Below are 16847 nucleotides of genomic sequence, written 5' to 3' on the forward strand. Positions count from 1 at the left end.
AATGAAGGGCAACGAAAAAGCCGGGATATCGTCACGATAGTCTCGGCTTTTTCGTCTCTTTTTTTATTCAAGCCTGATTTATTCAAGCCTCATTTTTCTAGGACCGTAAGGAATATATCGATGGAGCCTTCAACCCGCTTAGAGCGTATTCAGCTAAACAAAGCGACGATCAGTTTTGATGATCGCTTCACCCTAAGCGAGATTGAATGGACTATCGAACCCCACCAGCATTGGGTCATTACCGGCACCAATGGCTCAGGCAAATCGGCCCTGGCAGCCGCGCTTGCAGGCGTTGGCAAAATTGAAGCGGGCAGTGTTCAAGGGCTGCCCAAAAACGTTGGGTTGGTCTCTTTCGAAGCGCAGGCCGAGCTAATCGCCAAGGAGCTGAAAAAAGACGATGCCGATATCATGGATGTCATTTCACTCGGCACACCCGTTAGTGAAATGATTTTCGAGCAGTGCCAAGACCCTGAACTCGCCAGCGAGCTGGTCGAAAAGTTCGGGCTGACAAAACTCCTCGACCGTGCTTTTCGCAAACTCTCCACCGGCGAAACCCGCAAAGTGATGTTGATTCGCGCTTTGTCGAGCAAGCCGGACTTGCTGATTTTAGACGAGCCGTTTGATGGTTTGGACGTCGACACCCTCGCCATGCTGCAAGCCCATCTTGCCTCCATCATCGACACCGTGCCCATGGTGATGGTGCTGAATCGCTTCGATGAAATGCCAGACTTCATCACGCATGTTGCCTATTTAGATAAAGAGCGTGGGGATGAAGACCGTTCGGACAACAATAGAAGGGATAAGAAGCGTGGCGATAGAGGACGCTTAACACTCACGGTTGATCGCCAGGACAACGCCGCCTTCAATGAGCTCTACCAATTACTGCATTTGAAAACCACCAACCTAAGCGTGCCCGAGACCGATCCAGCCAACCAACTACCCGCTCTCGACCCCAGCCAGCCGTTAGTGAAGCTCAAGCAAGCAACTATCCAATACGGCGATACGGTGATTGTCGATAAACTCGATTGGACAATTGAACAGGGCCAACACTGGCAGCTAAGTGGCCCTAACGGTAGTGGCAAAACCTGCGTGTTGTCGTTGATCACCGGCGATCATCCGCAGTGCTACACCAACGATATTTTCGTGTTTGGCTTCCAGCGCGGTAACGGCGAAAGCATCTGGCAGATCAAGCAGTTTATTGGCTATGTCTCCACCGGCCTGCAATGGGAGTACCGGGTTAGCACCAGCTGCAAAAACGTGATCATTTCCGGCTTCTATGACAGCATCGGTATGTACACAAAATCCACCGATCACCAAAAGCGAATTGCCGACCAATGGCTCGAACTGTTGCGCATGAAAGATCGCGCCGACCAGCCTTTTAACAAGCTCTCCTACGGCGACCAGCGTTTGCTACTCATCGCCCGAGCCATGGTTAAACACCCGCCGCTGTTGATCCTAGACGAACCCTGCCTTGGCCTTGACGACATTAACCGCCAGCTCGTTCTCGCCCTTATCGAAAAAATCTGCCAAGGCTCAGAGACGACGGTTTTGTACGTTAACCACCACGCCGAAGACAAGATAGAAGGCATAGAGCACTATTTGGCGCTGGAGAAGAATCATTAATTTTGCAAATAGTTAAAACAGCACCGACAGTGAAAATGGTCAGACAGCTAGCCTTTTTTGTCTATCGTTACCTCCATGGATTTGCTATCGCCAGCAAACCATTTCTGAACATACAGCGTGCCCACGATAGGTGCCACTCCTTCTAAGCCAATACTGGGGGCGACGCCGATCATGGGCAATAGCGAGAACCTATAAAACATTTAGTTTTTCACGATGTGGCGTAATTTATCCGGGTTGCGGACAACATAGAGCGCCTGAATACGACTATCCGCGATATCCAGCATCATGATCTGAGGCAGTCCATCTTGTTCGATCGTTAACCACCCAGGCAACCCATTGGCGATCACAGGATTGACCCAGCAAGGGCTGGATGAAGCCGACTTGCGGGCCAAACCTGCAAAGAACCGGCTTATTTTCTCTGCACCAATAATGAGCCTTCTCGCAGCCACTCTCTTACCACCACCATCGGTATGCAGCGTCGCGTTTTCACTCAACAACACCTTCAATTCAGTAACATCGCCACTGCGTGCGGCTTCAAAGAAGCGTTGGGTCAGTTGACTGTGCTCACCAGTTGCTACCTGATAACGTGGTCGTGCAGCGTGTAACTTTTTCCGAGCCCGGCTGGCAAGTTGCCGACAGCTTGTTTCACTGCGTTCCAAGCTGACGGCTACCTGTTTAAAATCCAGTCCAAATACATCGTGCAGTAGGAACGTAGCCCGCTCCAGAGGCGATAGCCGCTCCAACGCCAACATCAAAGCGAAAGAAACATCGCTGGCCAACGCCTCTGGGTCTTCTGGGGCATCCAGCGTTTCCACCAGCGGTTCAGGCAACCAGGGCCCCACATAAACCTCTCGTTGCCGCTGAGCCCCCCTAAGGTGATCAAGACAAAGCCGACTAATGATGGTCGTCAAGTAGGCGCGCACATCGTTCACCGAAAGGTGGTCAACAGCGTGCCAACGCAAGTAGGCATCCTGCACCACATCTTCCGCTTCACTCACCGACCCCAGCATTCGATAGGCGATACCGGTCAAATAACGGCGCCAGTGATTAAACTGGCGCGCAGGCTGTTCCGTCATAGTGACTGTCTCCCGCTAGTCAAGAACGGCGGTCGCGTCCACTTCAAACAACATGCCGTCCAGCGCTAACCGCGGTACCGGAATAAGCGTTTGCGCAGGCAGCGCATCACCAAAGGTTTCCCTCACATGGCGGGTCATCACCTCCAACATGGAAGGATCATAATTAACTACATAGGTGTTAATACGGGTGACCTGCTGCGGGCTCGCATTCAGATCATCCAGCACAATTCGCAGGTTACGATAGGCTTGGGCAACTTGATCCGCAAATGACTCTGGCAGTATTCCCTGAGCATTTTCTCCTCCCTGACCGGCAATGTAGGCGACCCGGTTGCCGCCGCTGGCAACCACCGCATGGCTATATCCGTTAGGAGCAGGATCATAAAGTTCCGTGGGGTTGACGATAGCCGTTGTTACCCCGCCGGCGTAAGCAGTGTTCAGCATCATACTCATAGCGATAACTCCAAATTTAAAATGTTTGAGGCAACAGGAATACATGAAACAAACTCCTGAACTCTGATCAGCGGGCGATTTTCGCCTCATTCGGATGAACCGAACGAAATCCCACACTAATGCGGTTCCAGACATTAATCGCCCCAATCAGTAATGTGAGGTCAACGAATTCTTTCTCGGTAAAATGCGCGAGGCCCTGCTCGTAAGCCCTCGTTGGAGCGCCCGTGTCAGGCAGCCTTGTTAACGTTTCGGTCCAGGCCAACGCCGCCCTCTCACGTGGTGTATAAAGAGTTGACTCTCGCCATGCAGACAACAGGTAGAACCGTTCCTCGCTCTCCCCCGCGGCACGGGCATCACTGGTATGCATATGCAGGCAATAGGCGCAGCCGTTGATCTGAGAGGCGCGTGTTTTAACCAGCATAGCCAGGCTAAACTCCAACCCACAATGACGAACGTACTCCTCTAGCTTAGTCATCGCGGCAATACCTTCGGGAGAGGCTTTATAGGCATTCAGGCGTGTTTCCATTATCTTGCTCCTCTGTGCTAAATGGAGTGAAAAGATATCCATTACTAGTCCTACAGAGGTAGACGAAACAGCCTTAGCGTTTGTGACATGGCGGGGAATAATTTAAAAAATATTAGCCGCCCAGGTGGCCCAATCCAGTAGCACACTTACAACACTCTGCAGGCGGAAAGGGCCCTATCAGATCGTCCACAAACATGGACTTTAAGTTTATAAATTGCATCTCGCCGTAGCTTTGTACACCTCTATAAACTGCTCTCTTGCTCGAACGGGACTTCCCCTACATCACCAATGCGAGAGAAACCATGAACAAGATTTCCATTATAGGACTCGGCGCCATGGGCACCGCAGTTGCGAACGCCTTCCTGAAAAAAGACCTGACCGTAACGGTTTGGAATCGCTCACCGCACAAAGCGCAGTCACTGATAGCCAGAGGCGCGCACCACGCCATACACATCGACGAGGCGCTGGGAGCTAGTTCACTACTACTTATTTCAGTGCTGGACTACTCCGCCGTGCAAGACATTTTTCACCTTGTGACCGACGGGCACTTGGACGGCAAGACAGTGGTCAACCTCACCAACGGCACTCCCGAGGAGGCGCGGAAAATGGCTGCGTGGGTAAACGCCCAAGGCGCAGCCTATATCGATGGCGGCATTATGGTGACGCCAGAGCTGATTGGCCAACCCAACGCTTTTGTCCTGTACAGCGGTGCTGAAGACTCGTTTCGTGCCGTTGAATCGACGCTGACCATACTGGGCAGCCCAGCCTATGTGGGCGAAGACCCTGCCCTTGCGCCCTTGTATGATTTGAGCCTGCTCAGTGCAATGTTCGGGATGTTTGGAGGCTTTCTGCATGCCGCTGCACTACTGCGCTCTGAGGCAGTTCCCGCCGCGCATGGCACGCCTATGATTATGTCGCTACTCAAGGCCATGATCGAACTCTTTCCCGAGATCGCTCACGAGATTGACACCCGGGAATACCCCACACCCAGTTCGAACAACGCCATGATGGCTACGGCCTTGCGCAACGTGCTGGATGGAAGCCGGGAGCAGGGCGTGCGCGATGACTTGATCGAACCTGTCTGGCAACTGTTTCACCAAGGTGTGCAGAATGGCCAGGCAGCGCGGGATATCTCAGCGTTGGTTCCTCTGCTGTTCATGAGTCATTCGGCAAGCTGATCGCTCAACCGCTGGAAGATCAAGTCCGCCACTACGCGCACCGATGGCAGTTGACCGCGTCGGTACGGCATCAGTAACGTGGAGGCGATCTTACCTGCCGTCCAATCTGGCAATACCCGATGAAGCTGCCCGGCGCCGATTGCTTGCTCACAAAGGCGGCTCGGCAGGCAAGCGATGCCCAATCCGGCCTTGGCGGCTTCCATCAGAGGGATGGTTTCGTTCGCATAGTAGCGGGCCGGCAAAGTGACTCTCTGTATCTCTCCCTCGCGGTTACTCAGCGTCCATCCGGTATCGCCAAGCGTTGGGAATAGCCCTTCAGTACCCTCCAGGTCCGATGGTTGTCGGGCGGGACCCAGCCGTGCCAAGTACCCTGCCGAAGCGACCAACCAAAACGCATCTGTACAAAGCCGACGTTGCACCAGCCCCGAGTCCGGCAGGGGGTTCACGTGATCCCTAATCGCGATATCAACTCCCTCCTGAATGATGTCCACAAAACTATCTGTGATATGCAGCGCAACACGAATTTTCGGATAGGCAACAGCAACGTCTGGTAACAGTGGTGCCAGGAAATGCTGAGCGGTCGGAATAGAGGCGGTCACCCGAACCGTTCCGCTGGGCTCGGCCAGTCGACCAAAGATCACATGCTCAGCCGCCTCCGCCTCAATCAGCATAGCCGAAGCGTGTCGGTAAAGCGCCAGCCCCAGCTCGGTCACGGTAAAACTGCGCGACGTCCGGTGAATCAACCGCACACCAGCCTGCTGCTCAAGCTGCTTTATCCGTTTGCTGAGAGTTGACTTGGGCACATTCAGCTGTCGGCTTGCAGCGGTGAACCCCCCGTGGTTCACCACCTGCACGAACACTTTCAGGTCATTGAGGCTTAACGTACTCATAAGGTCCTTGAATTCAGCGGTATTCGATATACGTATACTCATGAGACGCTAAGCGTAAATGAGCACCGCCATCTCAATGATGGAGGAAATAGTACGTAAGGCCTTTGAGTGGCCTTCAGGGAAATCACACAACGCCCCTATCTCACGTGGTGCTAAAGAAGAGATTTCACCATCACACAGCCTCTGCTTCACGTGCTTCACTCGGCGGGTGTCCAATAATGCGTTTGAACGCGCGACTGAATGAGGCCTCGGAGTCATAGCCAAGCCGGTTAGCGACCACGGCAATGCGCATATTGTCCCGTGCTATCCACTGTCGAGCCTGAAACATCTTTACCCGCGCAACATACTTGGCGGGAGTCACGCCTAACATACGGCTAAACTTCTCGTTAAAGCTTGAGCGCGAAGCCCCCATGACATGTGCCAACTCGGCGACTGACCAATCGCGCTCCGGTTGCGTGTGAATGGCTGCCAACACCTTGCCGAGCTGTGGACAGCGCACGGCTGCAATCCAGCCGCTGGAGTCGTCGCTGCAGGCACACTCAATCCAAGCGCGAATAATACTGGCGGCCAGCACATCGGCCAAACGGGCAAGTATGCCGCAGGCACCGATCCGATCCAGGCTAACCTCTCGCTCCATTGCCTCCAGTAAAGCAGGTACCGATGGGTCGCGTTTAGCCAAATCGCTTGCGCGCATCATGTCAGGCATCATCGCGATCAGTGGATGTAGCGGGTCGAGATTGAAGTGCATGGCACCACAGAAAAGCACATCCGGTTCAATATCGCCCTCTTCTGATTCACTGTTCACCAGATAAATATTCTCAGAGACCGGCCTACGAGCCAATGTAGCCATATCCACTGCTGGCACGTTCTGCGAGCTGGCCATTACGTGGAACCCACCGCGCGGAAAGAGCACCGCATCGCCAGGGCTCAGATAAGTCCAGTCGATTGTCTCGGTACGCAACCAGCACCCGCCTTGAGCCACAAAATGAAAATGTGCTGCTGACTGGGCAGAGGTTGTGACAGCCCAAGGGGCGCGCAGCAAGCAGCGACCATACTCCACGCCCTCAAGGCGCAGGCCGAGCAGAATTTCAGTTAATGTGTCGCGCATATTAATGGACTCAATTTGGACAAATAGTCATGACTTAAGGATTTTATATCATAGAAAAGCCAAAATCTTACTTTTACACTGCCGTTCCAACTAACACTTTAGTAGGCCTGCAATGAACAACACTACTTGCTCCGCTAGCCAGTCGTTACTAATAGCAACACCCACTGATGAACCTACCCCAGCCAATTGGATGGGTATTGTCAGCCTCGCGCTGGGGGTTTTTGGTTTGGTGACTGCCGAATTTTTACCGGCCAGCTTGCTGACGGCCATGGCAGCAGATCTCAATATATCCGCTGGCGCCGCAGGCCAGGCGGTCACGGCTACCGCTGCGGTAGCTGCGCTTGCCGCGCTAACACTCCCACTTCTTACCCGCAATTTTGATCGCAGGTTTGTGCTGCTTGGTTTATCGCTACTGCTCGTTGTTTCCAATGCCATGGCAGCAACGGCGAATAGCTTTTTTATTTTAATTATTGCTCGCGTATTGCTGGGAATTGCCTTGGGAGGGTTCTGGTCGATGGCCGCTGCGCTAGCAATGCGCATGGTGCCCGATAACCTGTTTGCCCGCGCCATGTCTATTGTTCTGACGGGTGTGTCTGTCGCTACCGTTTGTGCAGCGCCTCTGGGCGCCTATATTGGTGGTCTCTGGGGGTGGCGCAGTGCGTTTATTGCCGCCGGTTGCCTTAGTCTGGTAACGCTCGTGGCTCAGCTTTTCGCCATTCCCGCCATGCCGCCAAAAGACAACCCAAGTTCGCGCACTCTCTTCCATCTGCTCAAACGCACGCAGGTTCGTGTTGTGCTACTAGCCGTGGTGCTGATGATTTCAGGTCATTTTGCCGGATTTACCTACATACGACCGCTCCTTGAAGAAGTGGCGCAACTATCCGTCAGTGCAATCTCTGCTGTACTGCTCGGCTTTGGTATTGGTGGCTTCTTTGGCAATTTCGCCGGTGCATTTATCGCTGAGCGTAGCGAGCGCAACGCCATTCTATTTGGTGGGGCACTCATTATTGCGATCACCATTACGTTACTGTTCGCGGGTAGTTTGGCCAGCGTTACTGCTGTATCTATCGCACTGTGGGGGTTTGCTTTTGGCGCGTTTCCCATCGGATTTCAAACCTGGATAGTTCGCGCTGCGCCGGATCAGGTTGAAGCGGCAGGAGGCTTGATAGTTGCCGCCTTTCAGGTTGCTATCGCCAGTGGCGCCATAGGCGGTGGTATATTAGTGGATTACCTCGGCGCTTTGGGTGGACCCCTATTAGCTCTGATCACTATCAGTCTGGGAACACTGCTTGTGTTGTCATTTGGGCCACGCTCAAAACGCCCGGCCTGATAGCAAGAAAGCCGGGGGACAGTAATACTTCCCCGGCTTTCCTTTGGACTAGACCACTCAGCAAAAACGTAGTGTCTCAAGCATTATATGCCCCTTGAAATTACCGCTACCTAGCGCTTTAGCGCCTTTCTATATCGCACAAGAAACGCTCCAGAATGGCTCGGCTTTGGGCCAGTTTCGCCGCTTTCTGGTCAGTAAGACGAATTTGTTCATGCAAGACATTGCGCAGTTCGTCACAGGGTTCGAAGACAGGCTCCTCGCCTCTCACACAGGGTAAAAACTGCTGGATAGTCGCAAGGGTCATGCCTGCCGAACCAAGCAGCTTGATCCGCTCGACAGTGCGGACCTCATTCGGAACATAATCACGATACCCACTCGCGCTGCGCTTCGGCTTTAGCAAGCCAGCCTCTTCATAGTAACGCAGCATGCGGATGCTCACGCCGGTACGTTTTGCTAATTCACCTATTTTCATTTCATCCTCTTGACCCTTACAGCACTGTAAGGGTTTAGGGTAGTGACTCCTCACTGCCAGTTCAATCAGGAGTCAATACCATGTCTGCTAACGTCAACAATGTTCAGGCCCATATCAATGGGCAACCAGCCACTCTTTCAGAACTAATCCCCCTCGCCTTTGCCGGGTTTGCGCATTTCACAGCAATGCAGGTACGAGACCGCAAGGTTAAAGGGTTAGACCTTCACTTAGATCGCCTACGAAACGCTTCAATAGACTTTTTTGGCAGAGCGCTTCCCGATGAACAGCTCTTGTCCTACATCAGAACAGCCATTGATGAGGGTCCGAAAGACCAGTCACTGACAGTCACCATCTTTTCCCGTAATGGTGAGTTCACGGCGGCCAGCATGGATGGGGAGCTAGCAGTGCTCATCCGCACGGATGCCCCCTCTCACGGCCCCGTAGGCCCGTTGAGGCTGGGTACAGTGGCACATGAAAGACCGCTGGCCTCCATTAAACATGTTGGCGAATCCGGCAAAACCTTCTATCTACATCAAGCCATACGCCAGGGCTTCGACGATGCAGCCTTTGTAGATAGCCACGGGCACCTAAGCGAAGCAACGATATGGAATCTTGTCTTTTGGGACGGCGAGGCGGTTATCTGGCCACAGGCCGAGATACTACAGGGCACCATGATGAACATCGTCCAGCGTCAACTGGATCGCCTTGAGATTCCCCAGCGTCATGAGGCAATTACCACCGAACGGCTTCGAGAACTGTCCGGTGCGGCGGTGATGAACTCATGGACACCATGGGATCACTGTCACTGCCATTGATTCAACGGCTTTTGCAGAAGCAAAACCGTTCATCAATTTGCTCCATAACGCCTACCAGGCTGAACCCGCTAATTTCTTTTAAGCCCGCTCGTTTATTACTTGTGCAGCGAAAAACCAAACTTTCAGCGCGCCGCCATGGCCATCCCGCGTCACAACGAACCTAGTGGTATTGCCGGTCTCGTTGCTTGGATAGCGGGACCTGAGAGCAGGTCGGTAACAGGCACTCGAGCGCGGTTCAATGTGACATTCTCCAAAAACCCTAGACCACGGCCTCTTGTGACGTACCGCGCAAGGTCGCCAGCGACAAGCCTGCTGCCAGCAGTGAGCACAGTGCTATGGCTGCGGTCAGCATCAGCGGAGTGCCGTCGAACACCACACTGACCACAGCGATGGCGACCGCGCCCAGCATCATTTGCAGGGTGCCGCCCAGGGACGCCGCTGTACCGGCAATGGGGCCGTGTTCCTCCAATGACAACACCATGGACGTGGGAACCACCAGACCAAGAAACGCAAAGGTTGTAATCAGCATTCCCACCAGCAGCGGGAAACTGGTGTATCCCAGCGCCACCAGCGTAAACATCAGGCAGGCCGACACGGCGTAACCGGCCACCGCCCATTTCACCACCGTGATGGAGCCGAAACGGACACCGAGATTGGAGGCAATCTGGCTGGTGGTAAAGAACCCCAGGGCGTTCAGTGCGAAAGCGAGACTGAACTGGAATGCTGTAAGGCTGTAGTAGCCGGTGTAGAGAAATGAGGCGGTGGCCAGAAAGGCAAAGAAACTGGCCATGCCCATACCACCAATCAACGTCAGGCCCATATATCCCGAGTCCCGGAACAACACGCCGAAAGCTTTCATCATGGCGTTGAAGCGAAAAGGTGCGCGGTCTGCCGGGGCCAACGTTTCCTTCAAAGCGAAGCCGGTCAGAAACAGGCCCAACACCGTGGCAATGGCGACTGCCAGAAAGACAGCACGCCAGCCGAAGGGCACGATGATCGAGGTGCCCATCAGGGGTGCCAGCATGGGTGAAACGGCAATCACCAGCATGATGGTGGACATCATGCGAGTCGCCTCGGTGCCGGTGTAGCGGTCACGGATCACCGCGCGCGGAATGGACATGACCGCAGCCGCCCCCATACCTTGCAAAAAGCGCAAAGCAATCAGCCATTCGATGGTGGGCGCGAATGCACAACCAATCGAGGCGACACCGAAGATACCAAGGCCAAAGTAGAGCGGAGGCTTGCGGCCGAACACATCGGAGGCCGGTCCGTAAAAAAGCTGGCAGACACCAAACGCAATAAAGAACGACATCAACGTCCACTGCGCGGCCGACACCGTCGCCCCCAGGTCTTCACTGATGGTCGGCATAGCGGGCAGGTACATATCAATGGCAAAAGGGCCGATCCAGCTCAGCAGGCCGAGCACTAGTGCCATTTTGATCATATCGGCTTTCACTGAATATTCCTTTGTAAATAAGTGCGTTCATCCGAAAGCCGAAATGGCTTCGTCCTATGCCAAGCAGTCGTGTGGGGGAGGTAAATATCGACAACAATTTGCAAAATATTATTCTGAAGGCTGATCGTGATTGCTTGTCACAATTGAACAGCTGCTCTACTAAAACGTCCGGGTCTGGTAATGAATACCGGCCCCTTCTTCACAGTATTGCTTAAGGCTCAGCAGGAATATCGCCCAGTTATAGTTGCAGAAACGGTAGAACTCGGTCACTTCACGCCAATCGGTATGCTTGAGAGTGACAGCCGTTTTGCCTCCTCGTTGTTCTAGCTCGAAACTGACGCTGGTCCCAATCCACTCCGGGTCTGAATCGATACATTGCCAGGTCATCTTATTGTTGGGCACCAGCTCCACGATCGTCATCTTTGTCGGGTGCTCATCCCCAAACCGGAATTCATTGACCGCATCAATTTGGGCAGTGAATGTTAAATCCTGGGTCCACACCTCGGCCAAGCCACGAGCCGTGGTCAACACGTCGTAAACACGTGAAAGAGGGGCATTGACGTATTGAATATGTTCAATGTGTACCATCAGTATCACTCCTTAGCAGAGGGCTGCCGCCTTCCAGCAAGCTTTTGAGGCTAGAAAGAATAACTGGCCAGCCGACGCTAATGCCTTGTAGTACTTTGCTGTTCTCCTCGAATTGATCGTGAACCAGTGTCAGACGCACCTGACCCATATACTCGCTAATTTCAAACGTCACCCGAGACGGTTTTTCAGGTCTCGTCAGATCAACTTTTTCGCCCTCGTATCCTGGCATCTCGTCATCGTTTTCAGGAATGAAGGTATAGGACAAACGGTGCGGCGGGTCTGACTCCAGCACCTCGCCGTGCCAATCCAATGACCCATCGGCCTTGACGTGCTTAACCGTAGCTCCCGCTGTCCACGCCGACGTAATCTGCCGCCCACCCCAGTATTGGCGGGTAAACTCTCCTTCCGTCAACGCTTTCCACAGTTTCTCGGGCGTCGTGTTAATGTAAATAACGTAGGCAAAATCGGGCTTACTCATTGTGATGGTCCTCAAGCTTCTGTTTGAGACTGTCCACCGCCGCAATCCGCTGATGAGTGAACTTACTGACCCAGCGTTGGTGGATCTGCTGAATTGGCTCGGCATTGAGGTAATGCAGCTTTTCTCTCCCCCGCCACGCCGTAACCACCAGCCCCGCTTCTTCCAGCAGCGCCAAGTGTCTGGTAACGCCCTGTCGACTCATGGAGAGTCGTTCGCACAACTCATTGAGTGCCTGCCCATTATTTTCAAACAGGCTATCCAGAAGCTGGCGCCGCGAGGGATCGGCGAGCGCTTTGAAAACAAGATTGAGATTAGTTGTCATAACGACATTATGCAACTAAAGAGTTGCATGTCAAAATTTAGTGCTCACCCTCACCAACTGCCTGTACATGCCGGAGGCTAGCAACCGACAACAACGCAAGCGCCAAAATAGTGATGCCACTGACGATGGCCACAGCATTCATCCCTTGCGTAAACGCTGACTGTGCTTGCTCAAGTATCCCGTCGGGAAGTCGTTCAGCAACGGACGTTGCGGACCACAAGCTTTCTCCAAGGGCACGGGAGACATCGTCTGGCACCTCGTCAGGAATCGCACTGGCAATCTGCACGCGATACGACAGGGTTGCCAGGCTACCGAGAAGTGCTACGCCCAGCGCCACACCTAACTCCTGAACCATCTCAGACATCGACGACGCGGACCCGGCTTTTTCCGGAGGAGCCGCTCCTACCACCAAGTCGGTGCCCAGAGCGGCGATAGTGCCCAACCCCAGGTACACTAATGAAAACCCCATAACGACCTGAAGTACCTGAACAGAGAGCGGGTCTACTTGAGACAGAAAACCACAACCGATGCTTGAAAGCATAAGCGCTACAGCAATGACAAACGCAGGCCGAATACGGCGCGCAAAGATAGGGGCAAGGATACCGGCAAGTACCATCATCAGCGCTGGCGGCCCCATCCACAGCCCAGCAATCAGCGGCGTGTGGCCCGCCACTAGCTGAAGATATTGAGTGACTAGAAGCATCATTCCCGCCACACCCACCAGCCCCAGCAACATTATGACCAGCGCAGCAGTGAAGGTTTTACTGGCAAACAGTTTGAGATCAAGCAAAGGATCAAGAAGCTGCTTTTGTCGACGCACAAAGAGCAGTGTTCCCACGATTCCCAGCGCAAGTGTGGCCAATACCAGTGGCGTCACACCGGCTTTAGAGAACGCCTTTATGGCATAGATACTTGGCAGAATTGCTATCAACAGCAGTAGAACACTCAAAATATCCAGACGGCCTGCATGCGGATTGCGATACTCCGGCAGCAGTAATGGCGCAGTTAATAACAGTACGATGACGATGGGCACGGCAATTAGGAAAGCCGCTCCCCACCAAAAAGGGGCTAACAGCAACCCACCGACCACTGGCCCCAAGGCCATCCCCAGTGCAAACATGGTCGCCCATATCCCAATCGCCAATGCCCGCTGGCGCAGATCAAAAAACATATTGCTAATCAGGGCCAGCGTAGAAGGCATCAGCGTTGCTCCGGCAATACCCAGTGCTGCACGCGCCACAATAAGCCACTCGGCATTAGGCGCATAAGCGGCAAACACTGACGCGACCGCAAACGCAAAGGCCCCTATCATTAGTAGCCGACGTCGGCCAACCCGGTCCCCTAGCGTGCCCATCGTGATCAGAAAACCGGCGATCATGAAGCCGTAGGCGTCCATAATCCACAGCGCCTGAGTACTGCTAGGCTGCAGCTCTACCGCTAAGGCAGGAAGCGCAAGGTAGAGAATAGTTACGTCGAGCCCAAGTAGCATGGTGGGCAGTGCCAGTACCGCAAGCCCCGCCCACTCTTTAATGCCAGCCTTATTACTGGATCGCCCGACTACATCCGTATTACAAGGGGTGTGAACATCACAGCTGAATGACATGTCGCCTCCGACTTCATCATGGAAGCAGGCATTCTCAGACACTCTATATGGGGTTACAATATAGCTAATTATCCTATTACTAGAGGTAATAGCATGGCCAATCATAGGCTTGAGCGAACACAGTGTGATCTCACCGAATTCATGCTGCGGCATCGTCAAAAATTAACGCCTGCTGACGTCGGGCTTCCCACCAGCGGACGAAGGCGCACCCCGGGCTTAAGACGAGAAGAGGTTGCAGCGCTCGCTGGGGTAGGCCTGACGTGGTACACGTGGTTTGAACAGGGCCGTGACATTAAAGTCTCCGAACGCTTCCTGCTCAACCTCTCCCGTGCCCTAAAACTGGATGACGCCGAGTGCTGTCACCTATTTCTATTAGCGCACCGCCGAGCGCCGCCTGCAGAAGCGTATCAAGAGCAGAGCACTTCCCCCAGAATCCAGTCGCTGATGGATGACCTCTCTCGCCCTAGTTACGTGATGAACCTGCGTTGGGATGCTATTGGCTGGAATGCGCGGGCTGATGAATTACTTCAGTTCAGCAGCCGAGAAGCGTCTGAGCGCAATCTATTAAGGATGGTATTTACGGCTCCCGACCTGCGTCGACGACTCCCTAACTGGCAACAGGATGCATCGAATATGCTGGCACAGTTTCGTTGTGACTTAGCTGTCGCCCCTGAAGACCCAGTCATGCAAACGCAAATTGAAGAGCTTTGCCAGTTATCGCCAGACTTCCGGCACTGGTGGGAAGCGTCAAGCATGGAAGGTTACAACCGAGGAATCAGCAGCCTCCTTGATACAGAGGGCGAGCATCATACCTATACCCATGAGACGCTTATCGTTGATGAGCACCGTCACCTCAAGATGGTTGTTTACTTCGACAGCTAATTTCGTGTACTAGCCACTGACGAGCCGGAGACATCGTTACCCGCGCAACATACTGGGCAGGAGTCACTCCTAACATACGGCTAAACTTCTCGTTAAAGCTGGAGTGCCCTCCTTCCGGGCTGCACGTGTAGCTTTTGAAATGCGATGAGTAAAAGTACTGCTAAAAATCCACTTACGCTAATCAGCAACGATACCGCTGACCAACTAAAAGCGCTGACCAATCCTCCTGCAACCACGGGACCAATCAATAGCCCGATATTGTTACCTTGCATGGCAAAGCCAAGTGTGGCACCAACCAGTGAGCTGTGAGGCGCGTAATCCGGGGCACTTTTAAAGATCACCACCGGCACAAACCCGCTAGCAAAGGCAAAAACTACACACAAAGCGTATACCCCCCACTCTAGTGTGGGCGCGCTGAATACGCCGATACCACCTAACACCATAGCGCTAAAACCTGCCGTCAAGAGATAGATGGACGGCACCCCGCGAGTCAAAAGTTGCCCACCGACGATATTACCAACACCACTTAACGCGATGGCAGCGGCACTTAGCAAACTCGCACTCTCATCACTGACCCCAAGGCGCTCTGCTAGCAACGTTGGCAGAAAACTAAAAAGAGCGAAGAAGACGCAAGAGAAGACGACAAATAACCCCCCAAGCACCCAAGGCCCAGGGGCAGTAATAGCTTCTCTTATATCGCCAAGTATCGAGTTATGATTTGCTCTGAAACTCTCCGACGCTGACACTGCCCACCCCAAAAGGGCGGCATAGCCAATTAAGATTCCAGCGTTGAACAGCCAAAAACCCCGCCATGTAAGCCAGCTCATCAGTGGCGCTGATAGAAAGACCACGGTCATTCCGACCGGCATGAAAACTGCCCAAAGCGCCATCGCTCTACCGCGAATACTGGCTGGTGCTGCTGCGGCAATCAGTGTAGGGGCAGCGACAGTGAGCCCGAGAAAACCTAGGCCTTCAAAAACGCGTGTCGCAAGAAGCATTTTAGCATCGCTTGAAAACGCTCCTAGCGCAGAGCCTATCCCCATTACCACTAAGCTACAGAGAGCCATTCGCCTTGCGCCAATGCGATCAACGGCTAAACCGATAGGTGCTCCGGCGACGGCACCGATGACGGCGAACGCAGACATCAACCAAGCAGCCGTACCGAGTCCCAACTGCAATTCCCCTTGCACGGCCTTGAGAGCCATCGATGCCTTACCAACCTGGCAGGCTGAAATGACGCCCGCCCCGATGATCAGTGCGACTACGGGCCACGCCGCAGCCGTTTGCGACGGGTGAGCACCACTCATCAGGAGACGACCTGCGTTCTCTGCTCCCAGCCGCTTGCCAGAGCGGTGGCTATTTCTGCAACGTGTCGGCCTTGAAAGCGTGCTCCGTCAAGTTCATTGGCGCTTGGCTGGCGACTACCTTGCTTATCGTCTTCAGCCAGCGTAGAGGCACCATAGGGCGAGCAGCCGGTAATCTCGTCCATACGCATTTGCCCCTTGAAGGTATAAGGCAAGCCGACGATCACCATACCCAGATGCATCAACACCACCTGCGTAGCGAGAATCGTCGATTCCTGACCGCCATGCTGGCTACCTGTTGAAGTAAAGACACTACCGACTTTGCCCACGAGACGATCCTCAAACCACAGCCCCCCTGCCTGGTCGAGAAAATTCTTTATCTGGCTCGCCATGTTGCCAAAGCGAGTCGGAGTACCAATGATGATGGCATCGAAATCCGCAAGTTCTGCGACTTCAGCAACCGGCGCTCGCTGATCAAGCTTGTAGCCTGAGCGACTGGCGATATTCTCAGGCACCAACTCCGGCACTCGCTTGATAGCAACATTAGCACCCGCTTGCCTAACGCCTTCTGCCACAGCTTCCGCCATTGTCTCGATATGGCCATAACTGGAATAGTAAAGGACAAGTACGTTACTCATGTGTTGTTCTCCTAAGGTGTCTCAAAATGAGGAGGATGCAGTCATGCTCCCTTCGCACTCCTTAGGCAAAACTACACTAGTCAATTAACTAAAAAAATGACAACATTT

General features: G+C 53.6%; 19 protein-coding genes. 5 read left to right on the forward strand and 14 right to left on the reverse strand.

From position 1 onward, the window contains the following. Positions 1-120 precede the first annotated feature (120 nt). Positions 121-1623, forward strand: coding sequence for a molybdate ABC transporter ATP-binding protein ModF (gene modF / locus QT230_RS18850; protein ID WP_308323699.1), 1503 nt, complete (start codon positions 121-123; stop codon positions 1621-1623). Between the two features lie 47 nt (positions 1624-1670). On the opposite strand, the gene QT230_RS18855 is transcribed toward modF, so the two are convergent. The 4 genes from QT230_RS18855 to QT230_RS18870 form a co-directional block, all read right to left on the reverse strand. Further along, positions 1671-1823 carry a hypothetical protein gene (locus QT230_RS18855; protein WP_308323700.1) on the reverse strand — a complete coding sequence of 51 codons (153 nt, stop codon included), beginning with the start codon at positions 1821-1823 and terminating at the stop codon, positions 1671-1673. After that, positions 1824-2699, reverse strand: coding sequence for a sigma-70 family RNA polymerase sigma factor (locus tag QT230_RS18860; protein ID WP_308323701.1), 876 nt, complete (start codon positions 2697-2699; stop codon positions 1824-1826). A 15-nt stretch (positions 2700-2714) separates the two neighbouring features. Then, positions 2715-3149 carry a Rid family hydrolase gene (locus QT230_RS18865; RefSeq protein ID WP_308323702.1) on the reverse strand — a complete coding sequence of 145 codons (435 nt, stop codon included), beginning with the start codon at positions 3147-3149 and terminating at the stop codon, positions 2715-2717. Between the two features lie 67 nt (positions 3150-3216). Further along, complete coding sequence (locus QT230_RS18870) at positions 3217-3675, reverse strand: carboxymuconolactone decarboxylase family protein (protein ID WP_308323703.1); 459 nt, start codon at positions 3673-3675, stop codon at positions 3217-3219. A 302-nt stretch (positions 3676-3977) separates the two neighbouring features. Between QT230_RS18870 and QT230_RS18875 the strand changes: the two genes are divergently transcribed. Beyond that, a complete protein-coding gene (locus QT230_RS18875; protein WP_308323704.1) occupies positions 3978-4853 on the forward strand; it encodes an NAD(P)-binding domain-containing protein in 876 nt (291 codons plus the stop codon). On the opposite strand, the gene QT230_RS18880 is transcribed toward QT230_RS18875, so the two are convergent. Further along, complete coding sequence (locus QT230_RS18880) at positions 4838-5743, reverse strand: LysR substrate-binding domain-containing protein (protein WP_308323705.1); 906 nt, start codon at positions 5741-5743, stop codon at positions 4838-4840. The genes QT230_RS18875 and QT230_RS18880 overlap by 16 nt on opposite strands. 172 nt (positions 5744-5915) lie before the next feature. Beyond that, positions 5916-6851 carry an AraC family transcriptional regulator gene (locus QT230_RS18885; protein ID WP_308323706.1) on the reverse strand — a complete coding sequence of 312 codons (936 nt, stop codon included), beginning with the start codon at positions 6849-6851 and terminating at the stop codon, positions 5916-5918. Positions 6852-6963: 112 nt separating this feature from the next. Here QT230_RS18885 and QT230_RS18890 point away from each other — a divergent pair, with 112 nt between their 5' ends. Continuing rightward, positions 6964-8181 (forward strand): MFS transporter, encoded by a 1218-nt coding sequence (locus QT230_RS18890; RefSeq protein ID WP_308323707.1) that lies wholly within the window; start codon positions 6964-6966, stop codon positions 8179-8181. 118 nt (positions 8182-8299) lie between these two features. Here the strand turns inward: QT230_RS18890 and QT230_RS18895 are convergent, their stop codons facing one another. Then, positions 8300-8653, reverse strand: coding sequence for a MerR family transcriptional regulator (locus QT230_RS18895; protein WP_308323708.1), 354 nt, complete (start codon positions 8651-8653; stop codon positions 8300-8302). Positions 8654-8733: 80 nt separating this feature from the next. Between QT230_RS18895 and QT230_RS18900 the strand changes: the two genes are divergently transcribed. Then, complete coding sequence (locus tag QT230_RS18900) at positions 8734-9468, forward strand: aminotransferase class IV family protein (RefSeq protein WP_308323709.1); 735 nt, start codon at positions 8734-8736, stop codon at positions 9466-9468. A 259-nt stretch (positions 9469-9727) separates the two neighbouring features. Here the strand turns inward: QT230_RS18900 and QT230_RS18905 are convergent, their stop codons facing one another. From QT230_RS18905 to QT230_RS18925, 5 genes are all read right to left on the reverse strand, one after another. Further along, positions 9728-10924, reverse strand: a complete 1197-nt coding sequence (locus tag QT230_RS18905; protein WP_308323710.1) for a multidrug effflux MFS transporter — start codon at positions 10922-10924, stop codon at positions 9728-9730. Positions 10925-11083: 159 nt separating this feature from the next. After that, entirely contained in the window at positions 11084-11512 is a 429-nt protein-coding gene (locus QT230_RS18910; protein WP_308323711.1) for an SRPBCC domain-containing protein, read from the reverse strand. Further along, entirely contained in the window at positions 11499-11990 is a 492-nt protein-coding gene (locus QT230_RS18915) for an SRPBCC family protein (protein WP_308323712.1), read from the reverse strand. Before QT230_RS18915 ends, QT230_RS18910 begins: the two co-directional genes overlap by 14 nt. Then, positions 11983-12312 carry a helix-turn-helix transcriptional regulator gene (locus QT230_RS18920; protein WP_083007844.1) on the reverse strand — a complete coding sequence of 110 codons (330 nt, stop codon included), beginning with the start codon at positions 12310-12312 and terminating at the stop codon, positions 11983-11985. Before QT230_RS18920 ends, QT230_RS18915 begins: the two co-directional genes overlap by 8 nt. 37 nt (positions 12313-12349) lie before the next feature. Beyond that, positions 12350-13915: an MFS transporter gene (locus QT230_RS18925; protein ID WP_308323713.1), complete on the reverse strand. Its 1566-nt coding sequence runs from the start codon at positions 13913-13915 to the stop codon at positions 12350-12352. Between the two features lie 93 nt (positions 13916-14008). Between QT230_RS18925 and QT230_RS18930 the strand changes: the two genes are divergently transcribed. Beyond that, entirely contained in the window at positions 14009-14797 is a 789-nt protein-coding gene (locus QT230_RS18930; protein ID WP_308323714.1) for a helix-turn-helix transcriptional regulator, read from the forward strand. A gap of 92 nt (positions 14798-14889) precedes the next feature. Here the strand turns inward: QT230_RS18930 and QT230_RS18935 are convergent, their stop codons facing one another. Together QT230_RS18935 and wrbA are read right to left on the reverse strand one after the other, a co-directional pair. Beyond that, positions 14890-16104: an MFS transporter gene (locus tag QT230_RS18935; protein ID WP_308323715.1), complete on the reverse strand. Its 1215-nt coding sequence runs from the start codon at positions 16102-16104 to the stop codon at positions 14890-14892. Further along, a complete protein-coding gene (wrbA, locus tag QT230_RS18940; protein WP_308323716.1) occupies positions 16104-16739 on the reverse strand; it encodes an NAD(P)H:quinone oxidoreductase in 636 nt (211 codons plus the stop codon). The genes QT230_RS18935 and wrbA overlap by 1 nt, the downstream gene beginning before the upstream one ends. Positions 16740-16847: the final 108 nt, after the last annotated feature.

This window comes from Halomonas sp. SpR8, assembly GCF_031010195.1.
Classification (GTDB): domain Bacteria; phylum Pseudomonadota; class Gammaproteobacteria; order Pseudomonadales; family Halomonadaceae; genus Vreelandella.

Excerpts from the sequence above, each read along its gene's own strand:
- modF (WP_308323699.1), top strand. The coding sequence starts at position 121 with ATGGAGCCTTCAACCCGCTTAGAGCGTATTCAGCTAAACAAAGCGACG.
- QT230_RS18855 (WP_308323700.1), bottom strand. The coding sequence starts at position 1,823 with ATGTTTTATAGGTTCTCGCTATTGCCCATGATCGGCGTCGCCCCCAGT.
- QT230_RS18860 (WP_308323701.1), bottom strand. The coding sequence starts at position 2,699 with ATGACGGAACAGCCTGCGCGCCAGTTTAATCACTGGCGCCGTTATTTG.
- QT230_RS18865 (WP_308323702.1), bottom strand. The coding sequence starts at position 3,149 with ATGAGTATGATGCTGAACACTGCTTACGCCGGCGGGGTAACAACGGCT.
- QT230_RS18870 (WP_308323703.1), bottom strand. The coding sequence starts at position 3,675 with ATGGAAACACGCCTGAATGCCTATAAAGCCTCTCCCGAAGGTATTGCC.
- QT230_RS18875 (WP_308323704.1), top strand. The coding sequence starts at position 3,978 with ATGAACAAGATTTCCATTATAGGACTCGGCGCCATGGGCACCGCAGTT.
- QT230_RS18880 (WP_308323705.1), bottom strand. The coding sequence starts at position 5,743 with ATGAGTACGTTAAGCCTCAATGACCTGAAAGTGTTCGTGCAGGTGGTG.
- QT230_RS18885 (WP_308323706.1), bottom strand. The coding sequence starts at position 6,851 with ATGCGCGACACATTAACTGAAATTCTGCTCGGCCTGCGCCTTGAGGGC.
- QT230_RS18890 (WP_308323707.1), top strand. The coding sequence starts at position 6,964 with ATGAACAACACTACTTGCTCCGCTAGCCAGTCGTTACTAATAGCAACA.
- QT230_RS18895 (WP_308323708.1), bottom strand. The coding sequence starts at position 8,653 with ATGAAAATAGGTGAATTAGCAAAACGTACCGGCGTGAGCATCCGCATG.
- QT230_RS18900 (WP_308323709.1), top strand. The coding sequence starts at position 8,734 with ATGTCTGCTAACGTCAACAATGTTCAGGCCCATATCAATGGGCAACCA.
- QT230_RS18910 (WP_308323711.1), bottom strand. The coding sequence starts at position 11,512 with ATGGTACACATTGAACATATTCAATACGTCAATGCCCCTCTTTCACGT.
- QT230_RS18915 (WP_308323712.1), bottom strand. The coding sequence starts at position 11,990 with ATGAGTAAGCCCGATTTTGCCTACGTTATTTACATTAACACGACGCCC.
- QT230_RS18920 (WP_083007844.1), bottom strand. The coding sequence starts at position 12,312 with ATGACAACTAATCTCAATCTTGTTTTCAAAGCGCTCGCCGATCCCTCG.
- QT230_RS18925 (WP_308323713.1), bottom strand. The coding sequence starts at position 13,915 with ATGTCATTCAGCTGTGATGTTCACACCCCTTGTAATACGGATGTAGTC.
- QT230_RS18930 (WP_308323714.1), top strand. The coding sequence starts at position 14,009 with ATGGCCAATCATAGGCTTGAGCGAACACAGTGTGATCTCACCGAATTC.
- QT230_RS18935 (WP_308323715.1), bottom strand. The coding sequence starts at position 16,104 with ATGAGTGGTGCTCACCCGTCGCAAACGGCTGCGGCGTGGCCCGTAGTC.
- wrbA (WP_308323716.1), bottom strand. The coding sequence starts at position 16,739 with ATGAGTAACGTACTTGTCCTTTACTATTCCAGTTATGGCCATATCGAG.